Origin of the sequence: Streptomyces megasporus, assembly GCF_000718985.1 — a bacterium.
GTDB classification, from domain to species: Bacteria; Actinomycetota; Actinomycetes; order Streptomycetales; family Streptomycetaceae; genus Streptomyces; species Streptomyces megasporus.
Genome location: NZ_JODL01000011.1, coordinates 1 through 22,472 on the forward strand (window position 1 = coordinate 1; position 22,472 = coordinate 22,472).

At 71.2% G+C, this 22,472-nt stretch carries 20 protein-coding genes; 8 read left to right on the forward strand and 12 right to left on the reverse strand.

Features of this window, described 5'->3' with window-relative positions; all coding sequences use genetic code 11:
- The first annotated feature begins 262 nt into the window (after window positions 1-262).
- The 3 genes from IF47_RS0111505 to IF47_RS28700 all read left to right on the forward strand — a co-directional run bounded on the left by IF47_RS0111505 (window position 263) and on the right by IF47_RS28700 (window position 6,222).
- A complete protein-coding gene (locus IF47_RS0111505; RefSeq protein WP_031508571.1) occupies window positions 263-2,503 on the forward strand; it encodes a sensor histidine kinase in 2,241 nt (746 codons plus the stop codon).
- Complete coding sequence (locus IF47_RS0111510; protein WP_031508572.1) at window positions 2,500-3,735, forward strand: response regulator; 1,236 nt, start codon at window positions 2,500-2,502, stop codon at window positions 3,733-3,735. The genes IF47_RS0111505 and IF47_RS0111510 overlap by 4 nt, the downstream gene beginning before the upstream one ends.
- 918 nt (window positions 3,736-4,653) lie before the next feature.
- A complete protein-coding gene (locus IF47_RS28700) occupies window positions 4,654-6,222 on the forward strand; it encodes an exonuclease domain-containing protein (protein WP_051717474.1) in 1,569 nt (522 codons plus the stop codon).
- 337 nt (window positions 6,223-6,559) lie between these two features.
- Here IF47_RS28700 and IF47_RS0111520 read toward each other — a convergent pair whose 3' ends face one another.
- The 5 genes from IF47_RS0111520 to IF47_RS0111540 form a co-directional block, all read right to left on the reverse strand.
- On the reverse strand, window positions 6,560-7,414 hold the full coding sequence (locus IF47_RS0111520; protein ID WP_031508574.1) for an SURF1 family protein: 855 nt from the start codon (window positions 7,412-7,414) through the stop codon (window positions 6,560-6,562).
- Between the two features lie 147 nt (window positions 7,415-7,561).
- Complete coding sequence (locus IF47_RS0111525) at window positions 7,562-8,869, reverse strand: hypothetical protein (protein ID WP_051717477.1); 1,308 nt, start codon at window positions 8,867-8,869, stop codon at window positions 7,562-7,564.
- A complete protein-coding gene (locus IF47_RS0111530) occupies window positions 8,866-9,441 on the reverse strand; it encodes a SigE family RNA polymerase sigma factor (RefSeq protein WP_211257194.1) in 576 nt (191 codons plus the stop codon). Before IF47_RS0111530 ends, IF47_RS0111525 begins: the two co-directional genes overlap by 4 nt.
- 454 nt (window positions 9,442-9,895) lie before the next feature.
- Entirely contained in the window at window positions 9,896-10,996 is a 1,101-nt protein-coding gene (locus IF47_RS0111535; RefSeq protein ID WP_031508577.1) for an aspartate-semialdehyde dehydrogenase, read from the reverse strand.
- Window positions 10,993-12,264 (reverse strand): aspartate kinase, encoded by a 1,272-nt coding sequence (locus IF47_RS0111540; RefSeq protein WP_031508579.1) that lies wholly within the window; start codon window positions 12,262-12,264, stop codon window positions 10,993-10,995. Before IF47_RS0111540 ends, IF47_RS0111535 begins: the two co-directional genes overlap by 4 nt.
- 408 nt (window positions 12,265-12,672) lie before the next feature.
- Between IF47_RS0111540 and IF47_RS0111545 the strand changes: the two genes are divergently transcribed.
- A complete protein-coding gene (locus IF47_RS0111545; protein WP_037732424.1) occupies window positions 12,673-12,939 on the forward strand; it encodes a WGxxGxxG family protein in 267 nt (88 codons plus the stop codon).
- A 55-nt stretch (window positions 12,940-12,994) separates the two neighbouring features.
- Here IF47_RS0111545 and IF47_RS0111550 read toward each other — a convergent pair whose 3' ends face one another.
- Complete coding sequence (locus IF47_RS0111550; RefSeq protein WP_031508581.1) at window positions 12,995-13,585, reverse strand: Uma2 family endonuclease; 591 nt, start codon at window positions 13,583-13,585, stop codon at window positions 12,995-12,997.
- 210 nt (window positions 13,586-13,795) lie between these two features.
- Between IF47_RS0111550 and IF47_RS0111555 the strand changes: the two genes are divergently transcribed.
- A complete protein-coding gene (locus IF47_RS0111555) occupies window positions 13,796-14,269 on the forward strand; it encodes an SRPBCC family protein (protein WP_031508583.1) in 474 nt (157 codons plus the stop codon).
- The gene (locus tag IF47_RS0111560; protein ID WP_031508584.1) at window positions 14,266-15,435 is read left to right on the forward strand and encodes a zinc-dependent alcohol dehydrogenase; all 1,170 of its coding nucleotides are present in this window, start codon (window positions 14,266-14,268) and stop codon (window positions 15,433-15,435) included. The genes IF47_RS0111555 and IF47_RS0111560 overlap by 4 nt, the downstream gene beginning before the upstream one ends.
- On the opposite strand, the gene IF47_RS0111565 is transcribed toward IF47_RS0111560, so the two are convergent.
- A complete protein-coding gene (locus IF47_RS0111565) occupies window positions 15,389-16,018 on the reverse strand; it encodes a hypothetical protein (protein WP_051717479.1) in 630 nt (209 codons plus the stop codon). The genes IF47_RS0111560 and IF47_RS0111565 overlap by 47 nt on opposite strands.
- A gap of 698 nt (window positions 16,019-16,716) precedes the next feature.
- Here IF47_RS0111565 and IF47_RS0111570 point away from each other — a divergent pair.
- Window positions 16,717-16,980 carry a hypothetical protein gene (locus tag IF47_RS0111570; RefSeq protein ID WP_031508586.1) on the forward strand — a complete coding sequence of 88 codons (264 nt, stop codon included), beginning with the start codon at window positions 16,717-16,719 and terminating at the stop codon, window positions 16,978-16,980.
- 9 nt (window positions 16,981-16,989) lie between these two features.
- On the forward strand, window positions 16,990-17,700 hold the full coding sequence (locus tag IF47_RS0111575) for a phosphotransferase (RefSeq protein ID WP_031508588.1): 711 nt from the start codon (window positions 16,990-16,992) through the stop codon (window positions 17,698-17,700).
- A gap of 76 nt (window positions 17,701-17,776) precedes the next feature.
- Here IF47_RS0111575 and IF47_RS0111580 read toward each other — a convergent pair whose 3' ends face one another.
- From IF47_RS0111580 to IF47_RS0111600, 5 genes are all read right to left on the reverse strand, one after another.
- Window positions 17,777-18,145 (reverse strand): hypothetical protein, encoded by a 369-nt coding sequence (locus IF47_RS0111580; protein ID WP_051717481.1) that lies wholly within the window; start codon window positions 18,143-18,145, stop codon window positions 17,777-17,779.
- Window positions 18,146-18,379: 234 nt separating this feature from the next.
- Entirely contained in the window at window positions 18,380-19,051 is a 672-nt protein-coding gene (locus IF47_RS0111585; protein ID WP_031508590.1) for a DUF5063 domain-containing protein, read from the reverse strand.
- A complete protein-coding gene (gene recR, locus IF47_RS0111590; RefSeq protein WP_031508591.1) occupies window positions 19,044-19,643 on the reverse strand; it encodes a recombination mediator RecR in 600 nt (199 codons plus the stop codon). The genes IF47_RS0111585 and recR overlap by 8 nt, the downstream gene beginning before the upstream one ends.
- Before the next feature lie 125 nt (window positions 19,644-19,768).
- Window positions 19,769-20,104: a YbaB/EbfC family nucleoid-associated protein gene (locus IF47_RS0111595; RefSeq protein WP_037732427.1), complete on the reverse strand. Its 336-nt coding sequence runs from the start codon at window positions 20,102-20,104 to the stop codon at window positions 19,769-19,771.
- Between the two features lie 168 nt (window positions 20,105-20,272).
- A complete protein-coding gene (locus IF47_RS0111600; RefSeq protein WP_031508594.1) occupies window positions 20,273-22,462 on the reverse strand; it encodes a DNA polymerase III subunit gamma and tau in 2,190 nt (729 codons plus the stop codon).
- Window positions 22,463-22,472 lie beyond the last annotated feature (10 nt).

A 22,472-nucleotide genomic window follows, 5' to 3' on the forward strand; every position in this document is an offset into this window, starting at 1 on the left:
CCACCCCACGAGCATGAGACCAACCACTACGCTCAACACCAGCCCCAACCGGCGGCTGGAGTCAACGCATAGAGCCTCCACCGATCCCGGAGCGGTTCAACGATCCGACGGGACTCAAGACACGTTCGGGTTGGCGTGAGCTTGTGCACGGTTTTAGCCATCTGCGAGGACCGTACACCTACCTCGCTGACGGTTAGTTAGTAGAATCATACCCGGCTGCACACTGCAAGACATGGTTGACAGTTGACGAGCGGGGGCATGGGTGGACTCCGAGAACGCGAAGGCGTATCTCCGGCCGCGGGCCCGGCTCATGAGCACGCTCGGCGAAGAACTAATCAGCAACGAACGCGTCGCCCTCACCGAGCTGGTGAAGAACGCCTACGACGCGGACGCCAGCCTCGTCCTGATCCGCTTCAACCCTCCCCTTGAAGAAGGTGAGGGCTCGATCGAGATCTGGGACAACGGGCACGGCATGTCGCCTGCCACGGTGCGCGGCACGTGGATGGAGATCGCTACCCCGCACAGGCACCGAAACCCACGCAGTGAGTCAGGTGGGCGTCGCGTGCTGGGCGCCAAGGGCATCGGCCGGTTCGCCTCAGCTCGACTTGGCCATACCGCCACAATCACGACTCGGCGGGTCGATGAGCAGGAAGTCACCCTTCGCATCGACTGGGGGGACTTCACGGATGGTGACGCGTACCTGGATGAGGTTCCGGTCTCCCTGTCCACGACCACTCCGAGCGTCTTCGTAGACGGAGGTATAGCAGCGCAGACCTTTTCCGAAGTCCTCCGGGAATTTCAGTCAGCGCTCGCTACAGCCGTCGGCACAGCGCATGGCACCGTGGTCCGACTCGAGAGACTTCGCACGGCTTGGGGAACGAACGAGATTGAGGCCCTCAAGCGTTCCCTGTCCAGGCTCCTCCCCCCGCCACCTCCCGCCGAGCTCTCTGTGCCGGACCAGCCGGAGTTCTCGATCTACATCGACACTCCGGAGGGGCCGCTCCGCCACCACAGCGGGTTCGTTGCTGCGAGTGAGACACTAGCCCATCCCCGCTATCGCCTCGTCGGCGCCGTGGATGCTGACGGGGACGCGCGCCTGGCCATTTACGCCGGCGGCGAAGAACCAGTAGAGGTCGTCCAGGACAACCTCCGGAAGGACTCGAAGAGACCCTCGTGTGGCCCTCTGAAACTGGACTTCCGAGTCTGGGACCTTGAGTCGTCGGCCATCAAGCCGCTCCTGGCACTCGACACCAGCGCGAGGAACACCAACGACGTACGGGAACTCATCCGGAACAACAGCGGTGTGGCCCTGTACCGGGACGGGTTCCGTGTGCAGCCGTTCGGGGAACCCGGGTTCGACTGGCTTGGTTTCGACCAGCGACGCATCAACAACCCGACGCTGCGTCTCTCCAACCGGCAAGTGGCGGGATTCGTCTACATCTCGGCCGATGACAACCCCGGCCTCCTGGACCGCTCGCACCGCGAAGGACTGATCGACACCCCGGAGTACGAGGAACTGAAGGCAGTCATACTCCAGGCGATTGCCAGGTTGGAGACGCAACGCTACCGGCTGCGTCGGGAACCCGCTGCTCCGACGGACGCCCCGCTCCTTGCCGGGCCGTCCAAAGGCAGGGGCCACGGGCTCTTCCAGAACTTCAACCTGGACCCGCTGCGACAGGTGGCTGCCGAGCGGCACCCAGATGACATCATCCTCAGCCGCGCCATCGAAGAAGCCACGGAGACGATCAACGAAGGCGTACGCAAGGTACAGGAGGTCATCGCCCAGTTCTCCCGTCTCGCGACCCTGGGAACCCTGGTCGATGTTGTCCTCCACGACGGACGTACGGCCCTTTCCCGCATCGGCGTGGGCCTTCGCCGCCTCGGCAAGATCACCACGAAGGTCGAGACACACGATGTGGAGTTGTCAGCTGCGCTGGGCAAGCTGCGGACGGACTTCACCGCACAGGAGAGGGCTCTCGACCGGCTCTTCGCTCGCATCGAGCCACTCAGCGGACGGAAACGTGGACGGCCCCGCCGGCTCTCTCTGCACCAGAGCATTTCCGAAGCCGTTGACGTACTGGAGTCGGAGATCACCAAGCACGGTGTAGACGTGAAGATCGGCGGGGAGGACGTGATCGTCACTGCCGAGCCAGGTGACATCAGGACTCTTGTGGTCAACCTCGTGAGCAACGCCGTGTACTGGCTCTCCACCATGCCCAAGGGCACCCCCCGCGAAATCCTGATCGAGACGGAGCGTAACCATGAGGGCGAACTGGACGTGGTTGACATCACGGTCAGTGACAACGGCCCTGGGGTGCGCGAGGAGATCAAGGATCTGATCTTCGAGACCTACTTCAGTGACAAGCCTGATGGCGTCGGCCTCGGCCTCAGCATCGCAGGCAGCGTCGTGAAGGACTTCTACGACGGCGACTTGGGGCTGGTGAGCCCCGGCACCCTCTCGGGTGCGAGTTTCCGGGCACGACTGCGAAGGAGAGTTGGGTGACGTCGACGGACGTTGCGTATCGGGTGCTCATAGTCGATGACGACGCCCAGATGATCGCGGACCTTCGCGAAGTGCTGTCCGAGGAGCTCACAGACCTCGGGGAGATCCACTTCGAGTCCGAGCAGGACTTCGCCGCAGCCGAGCAGCGGTTGATCGACGAGGACTTCGACCTAGTCATCCTCGACGTCCGCGACGCCGCCGATGGCAGGCCCTCCGCCGCCATCGAAGGACGGGGACACGAACTGTACGACGCCATCGCCGGCGTGCGGTGGCTGCCCGTGGTCTTCTTCACAGCTGTCCCTCAACAGGTGCGTGACCTGGAGAAGCCTCCACTCATTCGTGTGGTGACCAAGAACGCCTGGGACGACGTCGCTCCCGCAGTCCGGGACGGGCTGCTCTCGGGAGTGTCGGAGTTGAGGCGTCGTATCTCCGGTCTCGTCGAGCGCAAGGTCCGCATTTTCCTCCGTGACGTCGTGGCCCCGCACTGGCACGAGATGGCGGGCGCTGATCCCCACGAGATCACCCCGATTATCGTCAACCGCCTCGCGGCCGAGCTCAGGGAGAACGGCCCCAGCGAACTGGGCTACGCCGGGGACGGCGAGGCGGTCGCCACTGCCGGCCAACCCTCCGCTGCGCGGGTCTACTTGAAGCCGTGCGTGACCCACCACCTCACCGCCACGGACCTCGTGGTCAGCCCCGGGGGCGATTGGTGGATCGTCCTCACCCCCGCTTGCGACCTGTATGAGGACCACCCGGACGCCAACGTGGCGAGACCTCGTAAGGCCAAGGCACAGTACGTTCGCCTGGCCAAGGCTGACCGCATCTTCACCGAGGACGGCGAGGAGTCGGAGTCGCCAGCGATCGCCACATGGCTGGCCAGCTCGAAGAGCAACAGCCACAAGGACCAGGCCAAACAGGTCTTCGGGGACAAGCAGAACCGGTACCGCGCTCTTCCTGGCTACCTCGACATCCCCGACCTCTTGGTCGACTTCGAGAACGTGGTATCCGTCCCGCTCGCCGAGGCACGAACCTGGCGACGTGTCGCAACCCTCGACAGCCCGTTCTCGGAGGCGATGCTCATCGCGTACAGCCGCTCGGTGGGGCGTATCGGAACCCCGGACCTCAGCTTCGACGACGTGAAAGTGCGGTTGGAACTCGAGAAGCCGAAGCCCAGGCACCTGCCGACGCAGGCTTCCACGTCATCAGCAAACGGCGAGATTGTGAAGGACTGAGATTCCCGGCGTTCAGACACCGTGCGCGACCATCAGCGGAGGGCACGCCGGGCGCGGGAGCCTTGGCCCTCGTTGTGGTCGACACATAGATGCCTTGACATAGACCTACACGCCGCCGGTGGGCACCACGCCCTGGGAGCCATCTGGGAGCTAACCCGCTCCCCGAGCCCCTTCCAGGCCGCGCGACACCAACCAAGCCCACCCACCTGACCTGCGAAAATGCCATCGAGGCTGGCAGGCTCCCCAACCGAACCTCGTTCGGGACGAAGAGGTCGTGGGTTCAAATCCCGCCACCCCGACGCAGGTCAGAGGCCCTGCCGGAGAGATCCGGCAGGGCCTCTGTCGTGCTCGGGAAGCCAAGCGGGGAGCCATCCGAATCAGATCGGTGGGCCCCGTCACTCCTGACCGCAGCGCCCCGCGTCGGGCTCTGGTCGGCGAGCGAGCCCCTGACGCACCCGGCTCCGTGTCCCCTTCCCCGGCGGCCCGGTGAGCGTCCGGACCTCGCGGGCATGGGTGCGGTGTGGCTTCCGGGGCGACGCGGAAGGGGCCGCGCTCCGCCTCGGCCCGGGGTGCCTCCTCGTGCCTGCTCTTGGGCCTCGACCGGAACCGGCACGGCGACATTCGCCTCGCCGAGCTCATCAAGGTGCGCGCCCAAGTGCGCGGCCAGACCCGCGAGTTGCTCGTCGCCCCTCTGGTGAAGCGCCGAGCGGTTTCCGCGTACCGGACTTTGGAAGTCGTCGGGAAACTGATGCCCGGGCACTCCCGAACAGTACGGTGCCCTCCGCTCCGACACCCGAGGTCTCCTGCCGGAGTGGGGGCGGGCCGCCCCCGCGCATCGGGGCGGTGGGGCGTCGCGCATGATGAGGGCGGCGGTCGGCGCGGTGCCGGGACGCCGTACGGCAGCGGACGGGAAGCACCATGTTCCACCCCCTTCACCTCGTGCGCGACGGAGGCGTTGACGCCCTCGCCTTTGAGTACACGATCGTGGACGTCGAGACGACCGGTCTCGATCCGCGGCGTGGGCACCGGGTGTGTGAGATCGCGGTGGTGCGCGTCCGCGGCGACGGCGAGGTGGTGGAGGAGTTCTCCTCGATGGTGAACCCCGGCCGCCGCATTCCGCGGGAGGTCGCCGAGTACCACGGGATCGGCGACGCGGACGTCGCCGGGGCGCCGTCCTTCGCGCAGCTCGCGGGCACCCTGCTCCGGATGGCGCGGGGCGCCGTGGTCGTCGCGCACAACCTCCCCTTCGAGGAGGCGTTCCTGGACGCGGAGTTCGCCCGCCTGGGCCTGCCGCTGCCGGAGTTTCCCGGGCTCTGCACGGTGACCGCCTTCCGTTCCCAGGCGGACTGGCCCGCGTACCGGCTCTCCGGTTCGGTCAGAAGCCTCTCCGGTGAGTGGCCCCGCACCGAGCACGTCGCCCTGGCCGACGCCCGCAACACGGCGTCGGCGTTGACGACGCTGCTGACCAGGGCCCCGCTGCGGCTCGGGCTGCGGCCCTCCCCCGTGTGGCCTTCCCCGTCCGACCTGCCCGACCCGTCCGACCTTCCGGACGCCGCCCGCGCCGTGGCCCGCACCTACTGGGCCGGTCACCGGGGCGATCTGGCCGCGCTGTGCCGTTCCCTGCCGCTCAGGACCCGCATGTCGCCGGACCCGTCGGCCGTGGCCGAGTACCGCTCGGCCCTGGAGACCGCTCTGGCCGGTGGGTTCCACATCGACGGGGACGACATCGCGGAGCTGGGCGACATGATGGGCGCGGCCGGTTTCGACCGGCAGACGGTGCGCGCCGTGCACCGCGAGGTGTGGCGTGCCGCACACCGGAGTATGGAGGTGCCGGTTCCGGACCGCACGGCCCGCGCGTTGCGTTGGCTGGCGCAGGATCTGGACGTGCCCGAACTCGTCGGCGAACTGCCGCCCATCCACGACGAGCTGAGCGGTGTGCGCCTGGTACCGCGCGGTGACGACGCCGACGTGCGGGCCGTGGTCGCCTGGGCCGAGCGCCATGGCGCCTCCGCCTCGTCCCGCCCGTCCAAGACCACTTCCATGATCGTCACCACGGACGTCGAGAGGGCTTCCCGGCTCAAGGTCGTGCGGGAGCACGGCATACCCGTCCTTCCTCCCCGGGACGCCGAGGCCGAACTGCGCCGCAGGGTCGCGGTCGCGGCCGAGCGTCCCCGCCGGCCCGAGCCGGACGCGGAGGACGACCGTCTCGTGTTCCCCGTTCCCGGCCCGCCCACGGGCTGGCGCGACCACGAGATACCCGCCGAACTGTGCGAGGGCGCGTATGTCCGTCCGGTCCGCCGGCTCGCGGAGGCGGCGGCCGACCCCGCGGTGTCGCAAGTCCGCTTCGGCAGGGACCCGCGTCCCACGCTGACGGTTCACCGGGGCGCCCTCTCCGGCGAGTTGCGGGAAGGTCTGGAGATACTGCGCGGCCGGGACGGGCTGGTGGTCGAGGTGGTGTCCGGGAGGGCATCCGCCCCACGCCCCTGACCCGCGAAGGCCCTCTGAGACCCACGGACCGCTCCCTGTCGAACCCCTGCCGAGGCCCTTGCCGAGCCTCTGCCGAACCCGGCCCCGGCGTCTCTCCCCGGCCGATCTTCACCGGCTCGTGCGAGCGCACCACCCGCGCCCCCGACGGCACGGACGACGCCCCGGACCGCGTGCCGCCGTCCCCTGCGCGGCCAGGGCGGTGCTCCCCGGCCCCACCCCATCGGCGCGATGGCGGTGCCCGCGGGCCCTTCGCTGTCACGACTCAGACGGGAGGAGAGAGCGGGATCCATGCCCGTTCGTCGGAGGAAATCACCGGGCGGGATTCAGCGGGCGGGGATCACCGGGCGGAGTCGCCGACGGTGTCCCGGGCCGCCTCCGGGTCCGAGGCGTCGGAGGTTCCCGGAGCGCCGGCGGGGGTCGGCGCGGTCTCCGGTTCGATGCCGAGGGCGAGGTCGCGGGCGATCTCCACCTCGCGGCGGAACAGCCGGTACCACATGAAGAGGACGAACCCGGCGAAGACGAACCACTGGGCGGTGTAGCCCAGGTTCTGGAACGCCTTGGCGTCCAGCCCGGAGCCCTCCGGCGCGACCGGCGGCACCGCCTTCATCGGCTCCTGCGTCTCCTGGACGGTGATCCACGCGTTGTGGACGTCGTAGGGCACCTCGTTGACGAGGGTGGCGGCGCTGATGATGCCGAGTTGTCCGTCGGGCATGGCTCCGGCGCGCGCGCCCCTGGAGGACTGGCTCTCCGGCGCCTGGATCAGGCCGAGGACGGTCACCTCGCCGTCCGGTGCCTCGGGCACTCGGGAGGGGTCCGCCTCGCCGGGCAGCCAGCCGCGGACGACGGGGAGCGCGCGGTCCCCGTCGACGCGCAGCATGGTCAGGACGTAAAAGCCGGCGCGGTCGTCGACGCGGCGTTCGGGCACCAGGAACTCGTGGTCCGTGTCGTAGCGGCCGGTGACCCGGGCCGGTTCCCCGACGGTGTCCTCGGTGAGGGGCAGCAGGTCGTCCAGCGGCCGGGCCTCGGCGTCCGAGATCCCGTCGGAGGTGCGTTCCCGCCGGTCCTGGTGCGAGTCCACACGGTCCTCGAAGCGGTCGAGCTGCCAGCTACCCATGAAGAGGCAGACGGGGATCGACAGCAGCAGGAAGAGGTTGATCGCCCACCAGCGCGGGGTCAGCAGGAACCGATACACGCCTTCAACGGTACGGCGAGGTCTCGACTCCGCCCCACTCGCCCCCACCGCGCGGCCCCCGTGTCCCTCTCCGCGCGGTGGGCCGGCCCCGGACCGGCCCCGTGGCGCGGTCCGCCCCGCCCGCCCCGACGTCGTGCGGGCGGGCCGTCATCCGGTCAGGACGGCGCCGGTGCGGTACACAGTCCCGGCGCAGGCGTTCCTGATCTCGACCTTCCCCAGTCGGGGCTCACCGGCCGCCGGAACGTAGCGGAGGATCACCGTGGGCGGGTTCTGACCGCCCACGCCGCCGGGGGTGTCGTACCCGAGTTGGGGGCTCACGCCGCTGCTGGGCTCCGGCACGAAGTCGCCGCCCTCGCCGCCGCCACCACCGGTGCCGCCCGTGTCGCCGCCGCCGGTGCCACCGCCGGTGGTGGTGCCGCCGCCGCTCGTGTCACCGCTGCCTCCGGCGCCGCCGCTGCCGGTACCGCCGCCGGTGGTGGTGCCGCCGCCGCTGCCGCCGTCACCGGGGGTCGGGGCCGGGCCGGGGGCCCGGCACGAGCCGGCGCCCTCCCCGTTCGGCACCCAGGCGAACCGCACCACATACGACTGTCCCGGTGCCAGGATGATCGAGGTGGGCTCGGTCGCCGGGTCGGGCAGCCGGGACGCCCGGTCTCCCGGCGTGTGGTGGACGACGCTGATCCCGGAGGGGTCGGCTCCGCCCGTCGCCGTCGCACTGACCGTGTCGGGGCCCTCGACGCGGCAGGACGAGTCGGAGATGTTGACGACCCGGAACGAGCCGTACACGTGCCCGTTGGCGTCGGCGGGCTCCGCGCCGGAGCCGCCGTCGCTGAGTTGGGAGCGCAGACAGCTCGGCGAGGTGGGGCCGAGGGTGTCGTTGGACTCGGGTCCGGCCGAGCTGTCGGCCCCGGAGGAGTCGCTCGGCTCCGACGGGTCGTCCGTGCCGTCGCCGGTCCCGAACTTCCGGTCGGAGCCGCGGCCGGTGGCGTCGCCGTCCGCGCCGCTTCCCCCGCTCTCCTCCTGCCGGTGGCTGCTGGCGGTGTTGGCGGTGTCGCCGTCCATGACCCGGGCGACCACGCCGCTCTGGGTCAGGACGGGGGCGGCCACGCCGACGACGAGGGTCGCGGCGACCGCCCCGACCGTCATCTGTCGGCGGCGGGCGCGGCGGGCGGGCACGGCCCGGTGGAGGCGGTCGAGAGCGTCCGCGGACGGCTCGACGCCCCGCACCGCGTCGTGCATCAGCAGCCGCAGCGCCTGTTCGTCCGGCCCCAGCAGGTCCTGCTCGGTATCCCGCTCGGAGCCGTCCTGTTCGGCCGCCTCCCGCCCGGGTGGTTCGTCTCCGTGGTCGCCGCGCGGCTCCTCGCCGCCCGCGGCGGCGCCGCTCGGCTCGTGTTCGCCGCCCGGCTCGTGTTCGCCGTGCGGGTCGCGCCGTTCCTCGTGCCGTCCGTCGCCGCTCATGCGGGCGCCTCCATGGCGACTCGCAGGGCCGCGATGCCCCGGGAGCCGTAGGCCTTCACCGAGCCCAGTGATATGCCGAGCGTCTCGGCGACCTGGGCCTCGGTCATGTCCGCGAAGTACCGCAGGACGAGTACCTCGCGCTGGCGGCGCTGGAGCTTGCGCAGCGCCTTCTTCAGTTCGTCCTGCTCGATGCGCGCGTACGCGCCCTCCTCCGCGCTGGCCATGTCCGGCATCGGTTTGGAGAGCAGTTTGAGCCCGAGGATGCGGCGGCGCAGCGTGGAACGGGAGAGGTTGACGACCGTCTGCCGCAGGTACGCCAGCGTCTTCTCCGGCTCCCGCACGCGGTTGCGCGCCGAGTGGACCCGGATGAACGCCTCCTGGACGACGTCCTCGCAGGAGGCGGTGTCGTCGAGCAGCAGGGCCGCGAGCCCGAGCAGGGAACGGTAGTGGGCGCGGTAGGTCTCGGTGAGGTGATCGACTGTGGTGCCCGCTGCCATCGCGCCGTCAACGTCCCTCGACTGCGCGGGGAGCGATGCCGGCCGGGACGCCGACCAGGGAGCGATCACGGGCATGCCCCTGTCCGGCGTGCCGCCACGCCCGGGTACCCGTACGGGCGCTGTCGCGATTCCGAGTGCCTCTGCCACGCTTGTTGGACACGCTGCCCCCCGTCAGGGTTGTACGCGCGGGCCATCGTTCTTGACGATGTGCCGAACGACCACATGCGCACCACCTCTTCCTCTGCGCCGCTGTGCAGGCGTCGTGGAGTTCCGGCGGTGGGAACGGAGACGCCAGTGCCCGGTCCATGGTTCCGGGGCATGCGGAGGCAAAATCCTCACGCAGGTTCTTGGTCCGGATCAAGCGGTTACGGGACAGGACTTCATCACAAGTCCTTCACGACGTGCGCGTGGCGTGCGCGAACCCCCTTCGCGGCGCCGCTTCTTCATGCTTCGTCCCGTTTCGCACGCGCTTCTCGGGCGTGTCGCGGAGCCGGAACCGACTCGCGGGATTCGAGACGAATCGCAGGGTTCAGGGCCGGTTCGCACCGAGTTCGGCCGCGACCAGCTCTCCGATCTGCGCGGCGTTGAGCGCGGCGCCCTTGCGCAGGTTGTCCCCGCACACGAACAGCTCCAGCGCCCGCGGGTCGTCCAGGGAGCGCCTGATCCGCCCCACCCAGGTCGGGTCGGTGCCGACGGCGTCGGCGGGGGTGGGGAACTCCCCCGCGGCCGGGTCGTCGCACACCACCACGCCCGGCGCGTTCGCCAGGATCTCGTACGCCTTCTCCACCGAGACCTCGTTCTCGAAGCGGGCGTGCACGGCCAGCGAGTGGGTGGTGATCACGGGGACGCGGACGCAGGTGGCGGCGACGCGCAGCCGCGGCATCCCCAGGATCTTCCGCGACTCGTCACGGAGCCTCAGCTCCTCCGACGTCCAGCCGTCGTCCGTCGGCGACCCGACGAAGGGCACCACGTTGAGCGCGATCGGCGCCGGGTAGGGGCCGGTGTCGCCCACCGCCCGCCGCAGGTCGCCGGGTTGGGTGCCCAGCTCGGTGCCGGCGACGGCGACGAGCTGCTCGCGCAGGGCGTCCACGCCGCGTTTGCCGGAGGCGGAGACGGCCTGGTAGGAGGAGACGACCAGCTCGTCCAGGCCCCACTCCGCGTGGAGCGCCCCCACCGCGACGATCATCGACAGCGTGGCGCAGTCGGGGTTGGCGACGATCCCGCGCGGACGGATGCGCGCCGCGTGGGCGTTGACCTCGGGCACCACCAGCGGGACGTCCGGGTCCATCCGGAAGACGGCGGAGTCGTCCACCACCACCGCGCCCTTGGAGACCGCCACCGGCGCCCATCGGGCCGAGACCTCGTCGGGCACGCCGAACATCGCGACGTCCACCCCGTCGAAGACCTCCTCGGCCGCCGCGAGGACCTCGACCTCCTCACCGCGCACGGTCAGCTTGCGCCCCGCGGAGCGCGGCGAGGCGACGAGACGGATCTCGCCCCAGACGTCCGCGCGTTCCGACAGCAGCCCCAGCAGCACGGTGCCGACGGCGCCGGTCGCGCCGACGACGGCCAGCGTGGGCCGGTCGGCGCGATCGGCGCCGGTACGGGGGAGGCCCCCGCCGGGGATCATCGCCCGGTGCCTCCGTAGACGACGGCCTCGTCGCTCTCGCTGTCCAGGCCGAACGCGGTGTGCACGGCCTGGACCGCCTCGTTGACGTCGTCCTTGCGGGTCACGACCGAGATGCGGATCTCGGAGGTGGAGATCAGCTCGATGTTGACCCCGGCGCCCGACAGCGACTCGAAGAAGGTGGCGGTGACGCCCGGGTTGGTCTTCATGCCCGCGCCGACCAGCGAGATCTTGGCGATCTGGTCGTCGTAGCGGAGCGTGTCGAACCCGATGGAGCCCTTGGCCTTCTCCAGGGACTCGATGGCGCGGCGCCCGTCGTCCTTGGGGAGGGTGAAGGAGATGTCCGTCAGGCCGGTGGACGCGGCGGAGACGTTCTGCACCACCATGTCGATGTTCAGCTCGGCGTCCGCGAGCAAACGGAAGATCTTCGCGGCCTCGCCCGGCTTGTCCGGCACCCCGACGACCGTGATCTTGGCCTGGGACGTGTCGTGCGCGACGCCCGAGATGATCGCCTGCTCCATCGGCTGGTCCCCTTGCGGTTCGTTGCTGACCCACGTGCCCGGCAGCCCGGAGAAGGACGAGCGGACATGGATCGGGATGTTGTAACGGCGTGCGTACTCGACGCAGCGGTGCAGCAGCACCTTGGAACCGGAACTGGCCAGTTCCAGCATGTCCTCGAACGAGATCCAGTCGAGCTTGCGGGCCTTCTGCACGACCCGCGGGTCGGCGGTGAAGACACCGTCCACGTCGGTGTAGATCTCGCAGACCTCGGCGTTCAGCGCGGCGGCCAGCGCCACCGCGGTGGTGTCCGAGCCACCCCGGCCCAGGGTGGTGATGTCCTTCTTGTCCTGCGAGACGCCCTGGAAGCCGGCGACGATGGCGATGTTGCCCTCTTCCAGCGCGGTCCGGATGCGGCCCGGCGTGACGTCGATGATGCGGGCCTTGCTGTGGGCGGAGTCGGTGATGACGCCGGCCTGGCTGCCGGTGAACGACTGCGCCTCGTGGCCCAGGGATTTGATCGCCATCGCCAACAGCGCCATGGAGATCCGCTCTCCGGCGGTCAGCAGCATGTCGAACTCGCGCCCCGACGTGATCGGGGACACCTCTCCCGCGAGGTCGATCAGCTCGTCCGTCGTGTCACCCATCGCCGACACCACGACGACCACCTGATGGCCGTTCTTCTTGGCTTCGACGACTCGCTTGGCGACGCGCTTGATGCCCTCGGCATCGGCAACGGAGGAGCCGCCGTACTTCTGCACGACAAGGCCCACGTGCGCTCCTCGAACTTTCGTCTTCCGTGGTCCCCGTTCGGGAGCCCACCGGTCAGTTCAGTCTAACGAGCGGGCCTTCCCGACCCCGCCTTTACCACATCGTGAGACGCATTTCTCACGGGCGGTGCGGCGCAGCGCCCCGTCGCACCGGCTCAGCGACGACCCCTGCCCGCTCGTCGGACCTTCACACGGAAATGTTGGACAGGTCACACCGCGCACGGACGGTGCCGGCACCGCTCCTCACCCGATCGGCACACGGTCGGCCGCGCCGCTTCCGTGTCACCCGAACGGACGCGGACGCCCCTCCCCCCGATCGACAGCCGAGGGGACGCGTGCCTCGATGGGTAGTGGGCCCCGGAGGCCGTTCGGGTGTCCGCGAAGGAACCGATCAGGAAGGCACCACGAGACATGCGCAAGATCGTCACAGCGACAGCGGCGGCCCTCGTCCTCGCCCTCGGTCCGACGACGGCGGCGGTGGCCTCGTCGCCGGCCGACTCGGCGAACACCCCCACACCGACGGCGACGGCGACACTCGCCCAGGAAGAGGACGACGGCGGGGGCGGCAACGGCGGACTGTGGGGCCTGCTCGGTCTCCTCGGTCTGCTCGGCCTCATCCCCCGGAAGCAGAAGGAGCGCCAGACCGCCGACTACCGGGCGGGGGGCGGCAGGATGTGAGCCACGAAAACCACCGGCCCGGCCTCGGACGCCCCGACGACGGCTCCGGGGCCGGTCACCGTCGGTGGACCGCGACCAGGTCGATGTCCACGGGAAACGGGACGTCCACCTTCAACCGGTCGTGGTGGATGCCGGTCACGGTGTAAACGCGGGTGGCGGGTTCCAACTCGAAGACGTAAACGACGGGCCGCCCGCCGTTCTCCTCCATCCGCCAGAAGTGCGGGATGCCGGCCGTCGCGTACTTGCGTGGTTTGGTCTCCCGATCCCGCGCCATGGAGTCCTCCGACACCACCTCGACGGCGAGGACGACATCCTCGGGGCGGTAGGTGATCTGGCGCATTCCCGTGTCCGCCGCCGCCCGCACGACCATGACGTCCGGCTCCGGGCGGTCCCTCTTCCCCAAGGTCACGGTCATCTCGCGGACGACCTCCACCTCGGGCGGCGCCGCCGCGAGGAGGCGGTGCTCCAACAAACGCATGGCACGCATGTGGAACTTGGTCTGCGGGCTCACGAAGACGAGGCCCCCGTCGATCAACTCCGTGTGGGGAGGCAGGCCGGGGAGCCGGTCCAGGTCGTCGGCGGTGTACCCGCCCGCCGGCGGTCGGGGCCACGTGTACTCGGGCTCGACACTCATCACTGCTCCCATGAGCCGTATCCTCGCCGACCCCAATCACACTACCCAGCGGCTTCCCTCCACCATCACCTGCACGAGTGAGCGCGCGTCCGCCGTCCCGCACCGTCGGCGGACGCATGGCGGTGCCGTGCCGCGGGTACCGCGGACAGCCCGAAACGTCGGAACCCGATGTGAGAGCCGATTCGAGAACCGATCCGGAAACCGTCGAGAGGCAGGAATGCGATGAAGAACGCGGCGCGCACGGCGCTGGTCCTCGCGGGTGCCGGGGCCGGCGCGGCGGTCCTGCGCAGGCTCGTTTCCCCGCCGTCGGACCCACGGCGCGGCGAACGTTGGATGGTGGTCACCGTCAACCGTCCGCCGATGGACGTGCTGCCCGAGGGCAGGCCGCCCACGCCGCTGGACGAGTTCGGCGACGCCCTGGAGATCACCGTGCGGCCCGCCCCCGGCGACCGCGGCACGGAGTTGGCGGCGCGGCTGCGCGAGACGCCCTCGGCGGCCGAGACCTCCCTGCCGTCCCGGCTCGCGGGTGAGGACCCGCGCCAGGAGGTCCGGCGGGCGCTGCGCGAGGCCAAGTCGCTGCTGGAGACCGGTGAGGTGCTGCGGTCCGACGCGCCCCCCACCGCGCGGGAGGACACCATCGGCGGCAGGATCGTCGGGGCGGCGTCCCGGCGCTCGGGCGGGGAGGGCGTGCTGTGAGGGCGGTGTGCTGGGAAGGCGTGAACAAGCTGTCCGTCGAGCAGATCCCCGATCCGGAGATCCGCAACGAACAGGACGTCGTCGTACGGCTGCTGGCGAGCACCACCTGCGGCTCCGACCTCCACCTGATCGGCGGCTACATCCCGGCGATGCAGGCCGGGGACGTGATCGGGCACGAGTTCGTCGGCGAGGTCGTCGAGGTCGGCCCGGGGGTCCGCCGGCACGCGGTCGGCGACCGGGTCGTGGTGTGTTCCTTCATCGGCTGCGGACGCTGCTGGTACTGCCGGAACGACCTGTGGTCGCTGTGCGACAACACCAACACCAACCCCGGGATCGGGCAGGCCCTCTTCGGCTACGAGACCGCCGGGATCTTCGGCTACTCGCACGCCATGGGAGGCATCCGCGGCAGTCACGCCGAGTACGTCCGGGTGCCCTTCGCCGACTACGGGGCCTTCCCCGTCCCCGAGGGCGTGGACGACATCAGCGCGCTGTTCGCCTCCGACTCCGTCCCCACCGGCTGGATGGGCGCCGACCTCGGCGGGGTGCGGCCCGGTGACGTGGTGGCGGTGTGGGGCTGCGGAGCGGTCGGGCAGATGGCCGCGCGGGCGGCGCTCCTCAAGGGCGCCGAGCGGGTCATCGCCATCGACCGCCTTCCCGAGCGGCTGGCGATGACCGAGCGGCACATCGGCGCCGAGGTGATCGACTACACCACCACCGACGTCGCCGCCGAACTGCGGGAACGCACCGGCGGCCGGGGGCCCGACGTGTGCATCGAGGCGGTCGGCATGGAGGCCCACGGCACCGGCCCGGACCACGTGTACGACCAGGTCAAGCACCAGCTCCGGCTCCAGACGGACCGTCCCACCGCCGTGCGCCAGGCCATCCACGCCTGCCGCAAGGGCGGTTCGGTCTTCGTCCTGGGCGTCTTCGCCGGGGCGGTCGACAAGTTCCCGCTGGGCATGGTGGTCAACAAGGGCCTGACGTTGCGCGGCGCCCAGATGCACGGCCAGCGGTACATCCCGATGCTGCTGGAGCGCATCGCGAAGGGCGAGATCAGCACCGCCCACCTGGCCACCCACACCATGTCCCTGGACGACGCGCCCCGGGGCTACGACATGTTCAAGCACAAGAAGGACGGCTGCGTGCGGGCGGTGTTCCGGCCCTGAGAGTCCCGCCCTCCGGCTCACGGCGCGCGGCGGCGCGCAGTCGGTCGACCCGCGCCCGCACCCGGGCGGCCGAGGGACCCGTCGGGCGGGGCGGGGGCGCGCCCCGGCACTCCCGGCACAGGCCGCCGGGGAGGGCGTCGGGGCGCCCTGGTGTGCCGCACACCGTGCACTCCACGAGCCGCAGCACGACAGGCGGACGGACGGCCGCCGGCTCGGGACGCGGCTCGGGGCCGTTCCCGGACCGCTCCCCCGCGATGAACGCCGCCCACCACGTGTCGTCCCGCGCCGTCCGCGAGAAGTACGTCCGCGTCACCCATCGGGGGCCGCCGGCGCCGGTGACCTGCTCCCTGCCGTGCCGGAGGTGTCCGGCCTCCGACAGCCGCCGCAGCACCGTGCCCACCGCGCACTGGCCGTGGTCCGGCAACCCTTTGGCCAGGGTCTTCACGGAGATGTCGGCGCCCTCGGGCAACCGGTCGAGGTACGCGGCGATGGACGCCTCGCGGGCGGGCAGGTGCGCGAAGTCGTCGGCGCGGGGCGGCCGTTGGTCGGGGGCGGAGCGCTTTCCGTACCCCGGAGAGGCCATGGGGTGCGTGCCCGAGGGCAGGGCGACGCTAAGTCTTGGGCAGCCACGGGATCGTCCTTGGATCCTGGTGGTCAGGCCCCCGTCGGTGCGTCTACACCGGTCGGGGGTCGCTCTGTCTGCCCGCACGCCACACCGCCGCGACGGTTCGTCGCGACCCGATCACCGAAAGTCATCGTCGCAGGTGCGGCACCGCGCGGAAGGGTGGGTGGGTCGTACCGACCACCCATTCCTCGGAGGCAGGTCTCGACCCCCGAGACTCGGGCTCCGGACCCGCCACGCCCCGCGGTCGGCGAACTGCCGACCGACTCCTCACACGTCCGGGCGACGCATTCGTCCGCGCGCCCGTCGCACCCGCCGTCTCCGCCGGCGTACCGCGCACGGCCTCGCCCGGGAAGCGCGGGCGACCGTCCCGAACCGACCGACGCGCGCTCTCGCGGAGGACCCGTCGCCCAACTCCTCCTCGACGCAACCCGCTTCCCCACCGCCCCGCCTCGCCCGGCAACGGCGGAACTCCCCCACCGGCCCCCGAGCGCCGGAACGTCCGACCCCGTCCCCACCGCCTCCACCGGGCACCGGCCGCGAACCAACCCCCTATACCAGCAAACACGTTGGCAACGCCCTACCTCTGGCGGGTCCGGCCATCATCGACCACTCTGTGTATCGGATCGGAAACACTCGGCACACAGGGAGGTCGGCCCATGGCCACGGCCAGGCGACACGTCGACAGTGAACGGCTCAAGGTCGCGGAGGAGGCGGCCGACGAGCTGCGGGAGGCACTGCACGGCGTGGGCGTCACGCTGCCGTCGCTCCGCGTCGACCTCGTCTCGTACGCGGGCGAGACGGCCGATCCGCCGCTGGTGGAGCTGGGGCGCTGCACGCCCCAGACGGCGCGCCGGCTGGCCGAGGTCCTCGCCCGCGTCGACCGGGGCTCCGAGGAGGACGGCCCCCGGGGCGACCGGTAGGTTCCCCGCATGCGCAAGGGGAAACCGCTCGGCTCCGGCCGCAGTGCGGACGTGTACGCGATCGACGACCGCTGGGCGCTGCGGCGCTACCGGGACGGCCGCGACGCCACCGCCGAGGCCGCCGTGATGGCCCACCTGGCCGAGCACGGCTATCCGGTGCCGGACGTACGGCCCACCGTCGACGGCGGGACGCTTCCCGCAGCGGACCTGGTGATGCGGCGGTTGCACGGCCCGTCCATGCTCCAGGCTCTGAGGGGAGGCGCGATCACGCCGACGGAGGTGGGAAGGACCCTCGCCGAACTGCTGAAACGGCTGCACGCCGTCCCGCCGCGGGTCTCCGTCGATCCCTCGCACCGCGTTCTCCACCTCGACCTGCATCCGGACAACGTGATGCTCACGCCGGACGGGCCCACGGTGATCGACTGGGGCACCACCGAGGAGGGGCATCCGGGGCTGGACTGGGCGATGTCGGCGCTGATCATCGCGCAGGTCGCCGAGAGCGGGGCGCTTGACGAGTTCCAGGCGGAGGGCGTCCGCGAGGTGCTCGCCTCCCTCCTCCGCCACCGGGACCCGGCGATCGTCCTGGACGGCTCCGACACCGGCCACCTCGCGCGGGCCGAGTCCCGCCGGGCCGCCAACCCCACCATGAGCGCGGCCGAGACGGCCGCCCTGGGGCCGGCCGTCGCGTTGATCCTCGATCTGGACCGCCGACGGACCTGATCGCCCATTCCCGTGGTCGTCCGTGATCACCTGCGGTCGTCCGCGGTCATCTGTAGTCGCCCGTGGTCGCGCGGGCTCAGGGCCAGTCCACCAGACCCAGGAACGTCATGTGGAGGAGGACCACGGAGAGCGGCGCGAGGACGCACACGAGCCTCCGCCAGGGCGACTCCCGCCCCCTCACGGCCAAGGCCCAGCCCGTGACCAGCAGGGCCGACGGGACCAGGAGGCCGTACCGGAACACGGCGAACCCGATGTCGAAGCCGGCCTCGAACCGCGCGAGTTCGGCGCCGTGGCAGGAGTCGCACGCCATGGGTGAGAGCGCGACGAAGAAGAAGGAGACCACGGCCAACGCCAGGGTCGCCACCGTGGACACCAGCGGCGCGACCCACAGGCTCGGCGCGCGGGCGCCCGGTGTGTTCTCGACCATCTCGACCATGCCGGTCATCCAACTCCGCGGCCGTCACGGGCACATGAGTTCCCGTACTCAACAGGGGCCTGGAGTGCGCACCCGGAACGGCGTTCCCCGGACCACCGGACAGAGGAAGGTGGATGAAACCGGAGAAAGGCGCAGGAAGACGCAGGAAGGGCGCAGGAAGACGGAGGGAACGGCCGACGGCGCGTGCGGTGCCGGAGCCGGGCCGGAAGGGGCCCGGCTCCGACGGGTCGGTACGGGGTCGGCTCAGTCCAGGGTCGGCTTGAGGCCCAGCGGAGCGGCGATCTCCGCCGCCATCACCGCGCCCGCCTCCCGTTCCAGTTCGGAGTCGTCGGTCGCGGCGTCGCTGTCGGTGTCCAGGCCGTCCAGCTCCTCCAGCGGGGTGTCCAGCCGGACGTGCGCCACCAACGACTGGAGGGCGCGCAGGGCGGCGGAGGCGGTGGGTCCCCAGTTGGACAGGTAGGAGAACTGCCACCACCACAGCGCCTCGCTGACCCGGCCCTCCCGGTAGTGGGCCATGCCGTGCCGCAGGTCCGTGATCACGTCGGCGAGGTCGTCGGAGATGCGACAGGCCACGGGGGCGCTGCGCGCGTACGGGTCGAAGACCTCCGAGTAGACGTCCACCGGGTCGAGCAGCCGGGCGAGCCGCAGACGCAGGTCGTCGACGTCCGGCTCGGGCCCGGTGTCCGGTTCGTACCGTTCCTCCGGGACGATGTCCTCGTGCGCGCCCAGGCGTCCGCCCGCGAGGAGCAACTGGGAGACCTCGAGCAGGAGGTAGGGGATGGCGCTGTCGGGCTCGTCCCCCTTCGCCACCTCGTTCACCGCGAGGATGAAGCTCTCGACCTGGTCCGCGATCTGTACCGCGAAGTCGTCCGGATTCTGGTTCGGGTTTCTCGTTTCCAGCGTGGCGTCAGACATCGAGCAGTCTTCTCCCCTCGAAGGCACGTCCCAACGTGACCTCGTCGGCGTACTCCAGGTCTCCTCCGACGGGGAGGCCGCTGGCCAGCCGCGTCACGCGCAGGTTCATGAAGGACACCATGCGCGCGAGGTAGGTGGCCGTCGCCTCCCCTTCGAGGTTGGGGTCCGTGGCCAGGATCAGCTCGGTGACGGTGCCGTCGGCGAGCCGGGCCAGCAGTTCCCTGATCCGGAGATCGTCCGGTCCCACGCCTTCGATCGGGCTGATCGCGCCGCCGAGCACGTGGTAGCGCCCACGGAACTCGCGCGTCCGCTCGATCGCGACGACGTCCTTGGGCTCCTCCACGACGCAGATGACCGACGGGTCGCGGCGCGGGTCCAGACAGACCCGGCACCGCTCGGCCTCCGCGACGTTCCCGCAGACCTCACAGAACCGGACTTTCTCCTTCACCTCGGTCAGCGCGTGGGCGAGCCGACGGACGTCGGCCGGTTCCGCCTGAAGGATGTGGAAGGCGATCCGCTGCGCGCTCTTGGGACCGACGCCGGGCAGCCTGCCCAGCTCGTCGATCAGATCCTGAACCACGCCTTCGTACACGACCGCCTACTCCACTCTTCGTGCTCTTGCTGTTGTCGCCCTTCGTGCGGTCCCACGCGCCGACCGTACGCTCGTTTCCGGTTTTCCCGGCGGCATGCCCACCGGGCCCGGGCCCCGCCGGACCGTCAGAAGGGCAAACCGGGCATACCGCCCAGCCCCTGGGCGAGGGGGCCGAGCTTCTGCTGCTGGAGCTGCTGCGCGGCGCCGTTCGCGTCGCGTACGGCGGCGAGCACCAGGTCGGCGAGGGTCTCGGTGTCCTCCGGGTCCACCGCCTTGGGATCGATGACGAGGCCCTTGAGCTCCCCGGCTCCGGACACCGTCGCCTTCACCAGGCCACCGCCCGCGGAGCCCTCGACGGTCGCGTCGGCCAGCTCCTGCTGGGCCGCGGCGAGGTCCTGCTGCATCTTCTGGGCCTGCTGAAGCAGCTGCTGCATGTTGGGCTGGCCACCACCGGGAATCACGGCTTCGCTCCTGGCTCGTCGACGACGTGTGCGTACGTGTACGGGCCCCCGTACTCCGTACCCCCTGAGCCTACGCGCTCCCCCCGCGTCTTGACCTCGCCATGCCGCCGCTCGTCCCCGTTCCGCCGGGCCGGTCCCGGACGGTGGCGGAGATCGCACGTGCGGTGGTCATTCGTGGTAGAGCTCCTCCAGCACCGTCGCGCCCAGCTCGCGCACGATCAGGTCGTGACCGGACAGGGCCGCGTCGTCCAGATCCGGGTCGTCCTCCTCGGGCATGTCGTCCTCCGGCGCCACGGGGGGCGGAGGCGGCGGAGCGGCCTCGGGACGCGCCGCCTGCGGAGGGGCCTGCGGCGCCGAGGGCCGCGACGGAGCGGCGGCCGGTGGCGGGGTGGACGGCGCGGCGGCGGCCGGCTGCGCGTGCGGCGCGCCGAACGGGGCCTGCGGAGGTGCCGCGTGGGCGGCGGGCGGACGGGCGGCGGGCGGGGCCTGCGAGGACGCCGCACCGCCCGAGGGGTCGACGACGGCCTCGATCCGCCACTGGACGCCGAAGGCGTCGGCCAGCGCGGCCCGCAACACGTCCTCGCTACCGCCGTTGACGAAGCTGTCGCGCGCGCCCGGGTTGGAGAACCCGAGCTGGAGCGTGGCGCCGTCGAACCCGGCGACGTGGGCGTTCTGACTGAGCAGGATCCAGGTGAACCGACGGCGGCTCTTGACGGCCTCCAGGACGTCGGGCCACATCTGCCGCACCTGCGCGGCGCCGGCGGCGGCACCGCCCTGGGGAGCCTGCTGCGCGGGCTGCTGTGCGGGAGCGGGGGCCGCCGGGGCCGGTGCGGGGGCCTCGGGCTGCCGCCCGCCACCGACGGGGGCCGCCGTGGGCCAGGCACCGGGACGCGGACCGCCGCCGGCTTCCGCACCACCGGCCTGCCCGGTCTGCCCGGGCCAGGCGCCGGGGCGGGACACCGGGGCGCCCGACGCGCCCGCGTTCGCCCCGCCGGGGGCGGCCGTGGGCCAGGCTCCGGGGCGCCTGTCGGTGTCCGTCCGCACCTGCTGCTCGGGGGCCGCCGGAGGCGCGACGGGCGCGGGGGCGGGAGCCGAGGGGGCCTGGGGTGCGGCGGGTGCGGGAGCTGCGGGGGCCGCCGGGGCGGGCGCGGGAGCCGCCGGAGCGGCACCCGTCGGAACGCCTCCGAACCCACCCGCCAGGGCGCCCCGCTCCAGCCGGTCCAGCCGGGCCTGGAGCGACCGTTCGTCGCCGTACGCGGCGGGCAGCAGCACCCGGGCGCAGATCAGCTCCAGTTGCAGTCGCGGCGAAGTCGCGCCGCGCATGGCCGTCAGCCCCTCGTTGACGATGTCCGCCGCCCGGCTCAGCTCCGCCGCGCCGAAGACCGACGCCTGGGCCGCCATCTTCTCCACCACGTCGGCGGGAGCGTCGATCAGGCCCTTCTCCGCCGCGTCGGGCACGGCCGCCAGGATGACCAAGTCCCGCAGCCGCTCCAGCAGGTCGGCGACGAAGCGCCGCGGGTCGTGTCCGCCCTCGATGACCCGGTCGACCACCTCGAAGGCCGCGGCGCCGTCACCCGCCGCGAAGGCGTCCACCACGTCGTCGAGCAGCGCGGCGTCGGTGTAGCCCAGCAGCGCTGTGGCCATGGCGTACGTCACGCCGTCCGCGCCGGCGCCCGCCAGCAGTTGGTCCATCACGGACATCGAGTCGCGCACGGAACCGGCCCCGGCCCGGACGACCAGCGGCAGCACCCCGTCCTCCACGGGGATCGCCTCACGCTCGCACACCTCGGCCAGGTAGTCGCGCAAGGTGCCCGGCGGCACCAGACGGAACGGGTAGTGGTGGGTGCGCGACCGGATCGTGCCGATGACCTTCTCCGGCTCGGTCGTCGCGAAGATGAACTTCAGGTGCTCCGGCGGCTCCTCGACCACCTTCAGCAGGGCGTTGAAGCCCGCCGAGGTGACCATGTGCGCCTCGTCGATGATGTAGATCTTGTAACGACTGGAGGCCGGGCCGAAGAACGCCTTCTCCCGCAGGTCGCGGGCGTCGTCCACACCACCGTGCGACGCGGCGTCGATCTCGATGACGTCGATCGAGCCCGGCCCGTTGCGGGCCAGGTCCAGGCAGGACCGGCACTCCCCGCACGGCTCCGGCGTCGGGCCCTTCTCGCAGTTCAGACAGCGGGCGAGGATGCGCGCGCTGGTCGTCTTGCCGCAGCCGCGCGGCCCGCTGAACAGGTACGCGTGGTTGACCCGGTTGTTGCGGAGCGCCTGCTGGAGGGGGTCGGTGACGTGCTCCTGCCCGATGACCTCGGCGAAGGTCTCGGGTCGGTAGCGGCGGTACAGCGCGAGAGACGACACGTCTACGACG